This window comes from Colwellia asteriadis (assembly GCF_039523295.1).
GTDB classification, from domain to species: domain Bacteria; phylum Pseudomonadota; class Gammaproteobacteria; order Enterobacterales; family Alteromonadaceae; genus Colwellia; species Colwellia asteriadis.
This window is the reverse complement of sequence record NZ_BAAAFA010000008.1, coordinates 257,572-267,393: the sequence shown is the minus strand read 5'-3', so window position 1 is coordinate 267,393 and position 9,822 is coordinate 257,572. Positions and strand designations below refer to the sequence as shown.

At 37.0% G+C, this 9,822-nt stretch carries 9 protein-coding genes; 5 read left to right on the top strand and 4 right to left on the bottom strand.

Translation table 11 applies throughout. The annotated features are described in order from the left end of the window. Positions 1 to 188: 188 nt before the first annotated feature. Both rlmA and xthA read right to left on the bottom strand, forming a co-directional pair. A complete protein-coding gene (rlmA, locus tag ABD005_RS12995; protein WP_343817912.1) occupies positions 189 to 1,007 on the bottom strand; it encodes a 23S rRNA (guanine(745)-N(1))-methyltransferase in 819 nt (272 codons plus the stop codon). A gap of 14 nt (positions 1,008 to 1,021) precedes the next feature. Next, on the bottom strand, positions 1,022 to 1,828 hold the full coding sequence (xthA, locus tag ABD005_RS12990; protein ID WP_343817910.1) for an exodeoxyribonuclease III: 807 nt from the start codon (positions 1,826 to 1,828) through the stop codon (positions 1,022 to 1,024). Positions 1,829 to 2,163: 335 nt separating this feature from the next. On the opposite strand from xthA, the gene ABD005_RS12985 reads away from it, so the two are divergent. The 3 genes from ABD005_RS12985 to ABD005_RS12975 all read left to right on the top strand — a co-directional run bounded on the left by ABD005_RS12985 (position 2,164) and on the right by ABD005_RS12975 (position 5,055). Beyond that, a complete protein-coding gene (locus tag ABD005_RS12985) occupies positions 2,164 to 2,880 on the top strand; it encodes a response regulator (RefSeq protein ID WP_215979614.1) in 717 nt (238 codons plus the stop codon). Between the two features lie 184 nt (positions 2,881 to 3,064). Beyond that, complete coding sequence (locus ABD005_RS12980) at positions 3,065 to 4,351, top strand: ATP-binding protein (RefSeq protein ID WP_343817908.1); 1,287 nt, start codon at positions 3,065 to 3,067, stop codon at positions 4,349 to 4,351. Between the two features lie 89 nt (positions 4,352 to 4,440). Beyond that, entirely contained in the window at positions 4,441 to 5,055 is a 615-nt protein-coding gene (locus ABD005_RS12975) for a VC2046/SO_2500 family protein (protein ID WP_343817906.1), read from the top strand. An 8-nt stretch (positions 5,056 to 5,063) separates the two neighbouring features. Here ABD005_RS12975 and ABD005_RS12970 read toward each other — a convergent pair whose 3' ends face one another. Continuing rightward, on the bottom strand, positions 5,064 to 5,558 hold the full coding sequence (locus ABD005_RS12970; RefSeq protein WP_343817904.1) for a YchJ family protein: 495 nt from the start codon (positions 5,556 to 5,558) through the stop codon (positions 5,064 to 5,066). A gap of 215 nt (positions 5,559 to 5,773) precedes the next feature. On the opposite strand from ABD005_RS12970, the gene ABD005_RS12965 reads away from it, so the two are divergent. Beyond that, positions 5,774 to 8,242, top strand: a complete 2,469-nt coding sequence (locus ABD005_RS12965; RefSeq protein WP_215979611.1) for a S9 family peptidase — start codon at positions 5,774 to 5,776, stop codon at positions 8,240 to 8,242. 176 nt (positions 8,243 to 8,418) lie between these two features. On the opposite strand, the gene rrtA is transcribed toward ABD005_RS12965, so the two are convergent. Continuing rightward, positions 8,419 to 8,991 (bottom strand): rhombosortase, encoded by a 573-nt coding sequence (gene rrtA / locus ABD005_RS12960; RefSeq protein WP_343817902.1) that lies wholly within the window; start codon positions 8,989 to 8,991, stop codon positions 8,419 to 8,421. Between the two features lie 153 nt (positions 8,992 to 9,144). Between rrtA and ABD005_RS12955 the strand changes: the two genes are divergently transcribed. Then, positions 9,145 to 9,786: a tRNA-uridine aminocarboxypropyltransferase gene (locus ABD005_RS12955; protein ID WP_343817901.1), complete on the top strand. Its 642-nt coding sequence runs from the start codon at positions 9,145 to 9,147 to the stop codon at positions 9,784 to 9,786. The last annotated feature ends 36 nt before the right edge of the window (positions 9,787 to 9,822 follow it).

Below are 9,822 nucleotides of genomic sequence, written 5' to 3'. Positions count from 1 at the left end.
CAAGTGTGGTCTGTAATGCTTGTTCAATATTCACAAAAAAAATCCGTAGTTAGTTTCCTAACTACGGATTTTGCATGATCGTTTGGATCGGTCAACCGATCATTCTCTTAACTGATCGGCATTGGCGATTAAGCTCGTTTTTTTATGTTTAAAATACCTTAACGATACTGCTAGTAAGTAACCGACGCTTAAGCACTTTTTTGATACAAACGTAAAATAAAATCGGCTTGGCAAGTAAACTCAGACAATTGCTCGAGCTGAGTAATTAACTCGGGCGTTGCTTTAAAGGCAAATGGTGTCATTGCCAGTAAATTTAAAATATCTTTACTATGAGTAAAATGCATAGGATAGTTTAAACGCTGCTCTTTGATTAAGTTGAGTTTTTCAATTGGTTTTTTACTTACATCATGATGATTAGCCTGTCGGTAAATCAATGACTTTAGCTCAAACAAATGTTGCTCTGCTGGGGTTACTGTTAATAGGTAACCATTAGGCTGTAAAATGCGCGTAAATTCGCTTTCTAAAATCGGTGCATAAACGCTGTATAACCAACCAAAGTATTCATCGGTAAAAGGCAAATCAGCTAAGGTAGCAACACTAAAGTGACAATGCTGATAGCGTTTTGCGGCTATCTTTACTGTTTCTTTAGCAATATCAACACCATAAACAATATTATTATCAGTTTTATGTTGATGAGTATAAAAACCTTCGCCACAACCTGCGTCAAAAACGGGCATAGTATAATTAGCGTACTCGTTATAAAGCGCTAACATAGAATCAACAAGTGGCTGGTAAAAGCCTTGATCTAAAAAAGCCCGTCTTGCTTGTACCATGGTTTTATTATCGCCAGGCTCTTTAGAGCGCTTAGCTTGTACAGGCAGTAAATTAACATAACCCTGTTTAGCTTGATCAAAGCTATGATTACGCTCACAGCAATAACTATTATTAATAAGTAATAAGGGTTGTTGGCATAAAGGGCAACGATAATTTGCCGTTGTAGTTGTCATTATTAATCGCGTCTCTATTTGAATGTTGACCAAATAGGGGCATGATCTGACGGTTTTTCAATACCGCGTAATTCATAATCAATATCAGACTCTATACATTGCTCAGCAAGTTTAGAGGTAGCAAGTACTACATCAATTCTTAGCCCGCGGTTATCATCAAATCCGCGTGAACGGTAATCAAACCAAGAGTAACGTTCAGTCGTTTCAGGGTGGAGTTTACGAAAAGTATCAACAAAACCCCAGTCCATTAAGGTGGCTAGCCATTCACGCTCTTCTGGTTGAAAAGAACATTTACCGGTTTTCAACCAACGTTTACGGTTAACTTCACCAATACCAATATCTAAATCTTGTGGAGAAATATTAATGTCTCCCATCACCACAACATTTTCATCATTGCTGTGGTTTTCATTTAAATAACTCATTAAGTCTTTATAGAACTGGCGTTTATATGGGTACTTCGTCTCGTGGCTAATGTTATCGCCTTGTGGGAAATAGCCATTTAAGACCGTAATTTTTTCACCTGCATTGTTCGTGGTGGTTACCATAATCATACGGCGTTGTGCTTCATCATCGTCACTTGGAAAACCTTTTTGAACTATATCAGCCGGTTTTTTACATAACATAGCAACACCGTAATGGGCTTTTTGACCGTGAAAGTATACGTGATAGCCCATTGCTTCTACGTCGGCTAGTGGAAATGCTTCATCATGTACTTTAATTTCTTGTAAACCAATAATATCGGGCTGGTGCTTATCAATAATGGCTTGTAGTTGATGAAGGCGAGCGCGTAGGCCGTTAATATTGAAAGAGATAATTTTCATAGTATTCCTAAGTCGTATTTTCAAATAATATTCTTAATGAACTAGATGAATGCTGTATGCATCTTAAGTTGCAGATGTTAATTAATGGCATGATCTTGCGGGTATATTACCATGCTCGCAAGTGTTTTTTTGTGGTGCTTGTTAAATAATGTAATTTATCAGTAACAAGTGGTAGAGGCTATTGTTTAACAAGCATAAGTTGTTTAAGCTAACTTTCAAATACACAGTTGCGTTGCACTGTATTGTAAACTTATCAATTTATCTTAGCTATATTATGTTATTAGTATTTTGATCAGTAATATCGAGAAATAACTCGCTTAAATAAGGAAATAACTATGCCAGACAGTAATTCTGCAGTAAAAAAAATCTTGTTGGTAGAAGATGATCATCAATTATCAGATCTGGTTACAGATTTTTTAACGAGTGAAGGCTTTCATGTTAAACAAGAGTTTCGCGGTGACACCGTTGCCAAACGCGTTAAATTATTTTCTCCTGACTTAATCGTGTTAGATATTATGCTGCCAGGTAAAGATGGTTTTGCAGTATGTCGAGATTTACGCCCAGACTTTAATGGCCCCATTTTAATGTTGACCGCTAAAAGTACTGACTTTGACCAAGTACTTGGTTTAGAAATTGGTGCTGATGATTATGTCATTAAGCCCGTTGAGCCAAGAGTATTATTAGCCCGCATTAATGCACTATTACGCCGTGGTGAATTACCTAATCAATCACAAGAAAAAGGTGAAGTAACTTGCGGTGGCTTGTACATTAATAAAGCCTCAAGAAAAGTAACGTTACATGATGAAAATATTGACTTAACCAGTCAAGAATTTGATTTACTATGGTTATTAAGTACTAAAGCAGGCGAAGTGCAAAACAGAGACTATATATACAAAGCGGTTATTGGTCGTGAGTACGATGGTTTAGATCGCAGTGTTGATGTACGAATTTCTCGTTTACGTAAAAAACTTCAAGACAGCACTGAAACGCCTTTTAGAATTAAAACTATTTGGGGACAAGGCTACCTATTTGTGCCAGACGCATGGAATTAACCTAGTACTTATCTACTTATATTAAGGCTTTATCGACAACGATAAAGCCTTTTTTACAGTGATTTTTATATTTTTCACTTAGCTTGTAATAGAGCTAATAAGTGTTTTTATAGATTTAATATTAACTCGTATTTTTAGCTTTATTAGTAAGTTCAGGTTAACTCATTCATCACCAGAGGTTTTAATGAAATTAGGCCGCTCATTTTTTAATTTATATTTTCTTATTATCTCTACGTTTATCATTTTTTCGTGGGCGCTTGATGAAATATGGAACTCTTATTTAGAACAAGATATTGAATCATATACCGGCTATAAAGCGATGATGATAGCGCTCGGTGATTATGTACAAAAACACCCTGAAGAAGAGTGGGAACAGCTAATTGCGAATGCTAACGAACGTTTTAAATTACCATTGCAATTAATGACACTTGCTGAGGTTGAAGCAATAGATCATGCCGACCATAACGCATTAGAAGAAGATAGAACCCATATTTACTACTTCAATAGTAAAGTCGTTTTACATTATTTAATTGAAAATAGTGATTTAGTGATTGCCTTAGGGCCGGCAAAAATGCCAACAAGACCAAGAGTAAAAGCGACCTATCGCGTGATGATCTTAGCGACTTTCGGCATTATTATTTTTATTTGGTTGTGGCCAATGTCACGGGATTTAGAGCAGCTTAAAAAGGCAACCAAAGAGTTTGGTCAAGGTAAATTTGAAGTAAAAGCACCTGCGGCAAAGTCAACTATGATAGCGCCTATGATTTCTTCATTTAATATGATGGCGGCGCGTATTAAGCGCTTAATTGACGCGCATAAAGAGCTAACTAATGCAGTTTCTCATGAATTAAGAACACCTTTAGCACGGTCAAAGTTTGCCTTACAAATGTTAGACACGGTAAAAACAGAAGATAAACGCCAAAAATATCAACAGCAAATCGCTCATGATATAAGAGAGTTGGAAGAGCTTATTAATGAAATGCTGGTTTATGCTGCTTTCGATAGTGATAAGCCTGAATTGAATTTTAGTCAAACCAATATGGTGGATTTAGTTAACTTACAAATAGCGAGTCATGATCAGTTTGTTAGTTCAATTGAGTTTATTAATTTACTTAATAAGCCAACAGTATGTTGTGATGGCTATTTTATTGACCGTGCGCTAAATAACTTTATTAGCAACGCGATAAAATATGGTAAAGGGACTGTACGTATTACCTTATCGCAAAATAACACTCATTGTAGTATTTGTGTTGAAGATAATGGTGACGGTGTTGCCGATGAATTTAAGCAAGTTATTTTTGATGCTTTTTCTCGCGGTGATAACTCCAGAAATAGAGATACGGGCGGCTTCGGTTTAGGTTTGGCTATTGTTGCACGTATTATGGAGTGGCACCAAGGTTATGCCAGTATTGGCGATAGTGAGTTAGGTGGCGCTTCATTCACCTTAACTTGGCCATTAAAACAGCACTAGAAATAAATCCCATAAAAAGTAAATATCGGCTAAACATTTCAGCAGCTTAGCCGATAACTTATTTACTAACGTAAATAAGAGATAATCCCTTGGCTGTTAATACCTCACAAAATTATACAAGTTCAGTAAATGATGCAGCAACGTCACCGTTGTTACATGAATTACAGCTTGGTGAGCAATTAAACGATTGTATTCAACAAACAAGACGTGCCGACTTTTCACTAATGTTAGCGATGCTAGCAGAAGATGTTAGAGAGCATAGTCAGTTTTATTTACCGCAAGCACAGGCGTTATCGGAAAAAGACACCAGTAATAAAGCTTTGCGTAAACAGTTTCAATTACCTGAAACTGCGCCACTCGCCTTACAAAATATGGACGAAATTGCATCATTTAATCAAGTTGAAGCGGTATTAGCAAATGACTTAGCAAGCATTCGTTTAGCTAATGCTCTCACACCTAAACCGCTGGCTTTTCGAGATAATAAGCATCATATCGCTAGCGATGTAATCGCCAATACTAGCGTGTATTGTCAAACTAAATTAGCACAAGCGACACAACAAAACAGACAAACAGTCGCTCAAAAACCAACTACACCTGATGAAAATAGCGAACTATCGCTACTCAATCATGAATTACCTCTCAATGTAGAAGGGTGGTTAAATGGTATTGAAAAGTCTCTCGTGCAAGCGCCACTCGTAAATTAGCGACGCAGCTAGTTTGCACAGCAGTGTTTATATTTTTTATTTTTCTTTACCGTTATTGAGCTTTCATAATTATTACAAGGGCAAACTTCATTACGTTTCACTTTGGTGATGATATCATTTTTACTGATGTCGCCATCAAGGTAGCGCCAAGTACCTTGCTCAATAACAAAGTTAGAGTGTTCTCGTAATTCACATAATGTATCGTCATGAATATAATAAGCACTAAACTCTACGGTGCTTTTTGTGGTTTGATGCACCTCAAGAGCTAACCATTTACAGGCTTTGGCCCATTGTTTAATGTCTTCTATGGAATTATCTACTTGGCTTTTTGCGGCGTAAGTATTGAAAATATAAGTAGCATTACAAAGTGCATAGGCACTAAAGCGAGAGCGCATTAATTGCTCAGCTGATTCAGGTTTTTTATCGCCATTTATATAAGGTTGACAGCAATCAATCAGTAAAGATTTTGAACCGCAAGGGCATAACATCATAGTGTTTATCATGGGTTATCGTACTTTGCTTTATTTTACCGTATTTATCTCGTTACTGGTCGTTTAGTTTTACACATTTTTGAGTATTTCTATTAGTATGTCACTATGAAGGTCTAGTACTAAGTTCATTAAAGCGTGTATTTGGTATTGCCCTTAACTTTTAATCAATTTACTTACAAGATAACTTAAAAAGATAACTTAAAATACAACCTAAAAGAATAATACTTATGAAACTAAAATTAATTGCAGCGGCGTTGAGCTTATCTTTGGCGGCGTGTACTAGCTCAAGTATTTCTCAAAATACTCAAGCCAATAATATTCCTGAGTTTGTTGAACCAGCGGCAGCAGTTGCTAGCAACTCTACAAATGTGATCACACTAGAGCAAATTATGGCTGACCCTGATTGGTTTGGTCGCGCGCCAGAGTCTTGGTATTGGGGTGATGACAGTGAAACTATTTTTTATAAACAAAAACAGCTAGGTAACCCATTACGCGATTTATTTGCTACCAGTATCACGGCTAAAAATAACGGTGAAAAAGTTCAACTAGCGCAACATCATGTGGTGTCAGACACTAACGCAGTGCTTAACCGCGCTGGTACGCATGAAGTGTACAGCTTTAACGGTAATGTTTTTGTTAAAACCCTTGCGACACAAGCGGTAAAACAACTCACTTTTACCTCAAGCAATGAACACAATGCGATGTTTTTAACTAACGGTGATGTTGCATATCGTGTGGGTAATATCTTTTATGCGCATAACCTAACTACAGGGCAATTGGTTGAGTTAGCTAATTTACAAATGAGTGATGCGCCACAAGGTGTACAAGAGCCAAGTAGTTATTTAGCTAAAGAGCAGCATAAACTTATTGATTATATTGCCTTAGAGCATCGAAACGCGAAATTAAAACAAGCGCAAAAAGAGCAATTGGCGTCAGGAAATAACAGCATTAGCGACACTAATTTTTACTTTGGTAAAGATAATCGCGTTGCTCACGCTAGTCTTTCTCCTGCTGGTGATAAATTAGTCGTTAGTATTGCTGCTGCTAAGTCGAGTCGTGACAGTAGCGATATTATGCCGAATTACGTCACCAATGATGGTGTTATTGCCTCAGAGAAAGTACGTGCTCGCGTTGCCAATAATCGTCAATATCAAGAGCAGTTATTTGTGCTTGATTTGAAATCTGGCGCTCAAAAAGCATTAAGTTATGAAACGCTACCAAGCTTTGATAGCGACGTATTAGCGTCAGTAAAGGCTGAAAACTACGCTCGTGAAGGCAAAAAATACAAGTCAGAAAAACAAGCACGTAATATTCATGTGTTGCAAATGTATAACCCAATTAAGTGGTCTAGTGATGGTAAAAATGTTGCTTTAATGCTTGAAGCTTGGGACAACAAAACACGTTGGTTAGCAACAGTAGATTTAACAGAGTCGACTTTAGTCACACAGCATAAATTACATGACGATGCTTGGATTAACTGGAGCTTTAACGAGTTTGGCTGGGTTAATGACAATCAAGACAATAATAGTAGCTTATATTATCTATCAGAAGAAAGCGGTTATTCACACCTTTACCATAAAGGTTTAACAGGTAAAGCAACTCAGTTAACCTCAGGTAAGTTTGAAGTAAGTGATGTTACGCTGACAAAAGATAATAAGCGCTTTATTTTTAAAGCGAATAAAAAACACCCTGGTATTTATGAGGTTTATCAGGTTGATTTTGCTAAAAATATGGCTGCATTAACCGATTTAGGTGGCAAAAATAATTACTCACTAAGTCCTGATGAGTCTAAATTATTGATTGAACACTCAACGGTTACTATGCCGCCTGAGCTTTATGTTAAAGATTTAGCGAAAAGTACTCCTGCAATGCGTATTACCCATACCGTTTCTGAGCAATTTTTAGCAATGCCATGGAGTGCACCAAGTGTGGTCGCTATTCCATCAAGCAATCAAGCAGAGCCTATTTACTCACGTGTTTATTTTCCTGAGAACTTTGATAAAACCACACAGAAAAATCGTGCGGTTATGTTTACTCATGGGGCAGGTTACTTACAAAACGCGCATTTAGGTTGGTCGGGTTATTTCCGTGAATTTATGTTTCATTCTATGTTAGTACAACAAGGTTATGTTGTGATTGATATGGACTATCGCGCCTCAGCAGGTTACGGACGTGATTGGCGTACCAGTATTTATCGCCATATGGGTAAAGTTGAAGTAGAAGATATGCGTGATGGCGTTGAGTGGTTGGTTGAAAATGCTAACGTTGATGAAAAACGTGTCGGCACTTATGGCGGATCTTACGGTGGCTTTTTAACGCTAATGTCGCTATTTACCGACCCTGACTTATTCGCTTCAGGCTCAGCTATTCGCTTAGTATCTGACTGGGCTTATTATAACCACGGTTATACTTCAAATATTTTAAATACACCAGCAGATGATGCTATTGCCTACGAGCGTAGTTCGCCAATTTATTTTGCCGAGGGGTTAACTAAACCGTTATTAATTAACGCGCCTATGGTTGATGATAATGTGTTTTTTGAAGATACCGTACGTTTAGTACAGCGCTTGATTGAGCTAGAAAAACAAGACTTTGAAACGGCAATTTACCCAGTAGAGCCACATGGTTTTGTACAGCCTAGTTCTTGGTTAGATGAATACCGCCGCATCTATAAGTTGTTTGAAAATACCTTATAAGTTATTTACTATCATTTATAGTTAACTAATTAAAGCCGCTTGTGTGAATAATACAAGCGGCTTTTTTATACCTGTTTTCATAGCTTTTTTATATTTTTTCTTCTATTGATGGCCAATAAATCTGAGATGTAACCGTTAACTATCTTGAATTTGAGTTAGTAGTTAATCATATGTAATTATTTTAACTGAGAAGATGGTGTTGATAATTTGGTGGTAGAAAAGAGGACAGGATATAAAATAAAGAATATTAACCCTGCTATAGCTCCCCATAAGTGGGCATTTATCGCAACACTCGCGTTAATGAGTTCACTTAATTCGTTATTAGCGCCATAGTATTGCTCATGCAGTATTTTCACAATAACACCGCTAAGTAATAAGTAGCCCGTTTTATCACCGTGGCGAACATCCATTAATGCCCCCCAAGCAAAAACACCATGTAGCACGCCCGACAAACCGACATATTGAATCAAACTAGGCTCAAATAAGTATAGTGCTAAGCTACAAAACACAGCACAAAATAAAAACAGCAAGCTATAACGTTTGATGGTGTAAAACTTACTATGTAGTAACAATAATAATAATAACGCCATGATATTAAGTAAGAGATGATAGCCGTTGGTATGAAAAAAGTGCCCGCTGAGAAAGCGCCACACTTCACCTTGGCTAATAAGCTGGCGCTGATAAACAAAGTACTCACTTAATAGTGAATCAACAGTAAAAGCTAACAACGCGACTATAGCGATAAACAAAGGTACTGCGAAGCTTTGCCAAGTGCATTTTATTTGTTTAAAAAAGGATAAAAAATACGTCATTCTTACGAGTTTTTCAGGGCAATGTGTTTATAAAAGAGTAATAAAGTATACAATGCCTTTTCATTTGAAAGTTTTTTATTTTGGTTCTTCATGACAAGAATACTTTGCAGCCAATGTCAGCGACCTCCAATTGCTTGTATTTGTGCATTCATTAGCGCAGTTGATAATACGATTGATGTTGTTGTGCTTCAACACCCTAATGAGGTGACACACAGTAAAGGAACGGTCGCTTTATTGTCAAAGTCGTTACAATCATGCCAGGTGATTGTCGGTGAGGACTTTACTGATAATGAGCACTTTCAAAAAGTATTGGTTAATTACCAACCATTACTACTTTACCCCAGTGAACAAGCACAAATACTTGGTCAAGCGCCATTAAATTCACCATCTAATGTATCGTTAAGTAATAAGCCCTATTGTTTGGTAATCCTTGATGGTACCTGGAAAAAAGCCTATCGAATGTTAATGTTGTGCGAACAATTACAGCAATTACCTCAAGTATGCCTGCCAGAGCACTTAGCGCAATCAGGGAAATACCACATTAGAAAAGTTGCTAAACATAATGCATTATCGAGTTTAGAAGCCTGTTGTTATGCCTTAGCATTACTGGAGAAACCAAACGACTCAACACATAGCATAACCCCAGATAATACGGGAAAATACCAACCGATTATCAATAACTTTTTAGCCTTTAATAAATTTCAATTATCATTTAGACCCACTGATACTTAGACTCAAAGAACAGCAATAAACTTAGTTATGGTTTAA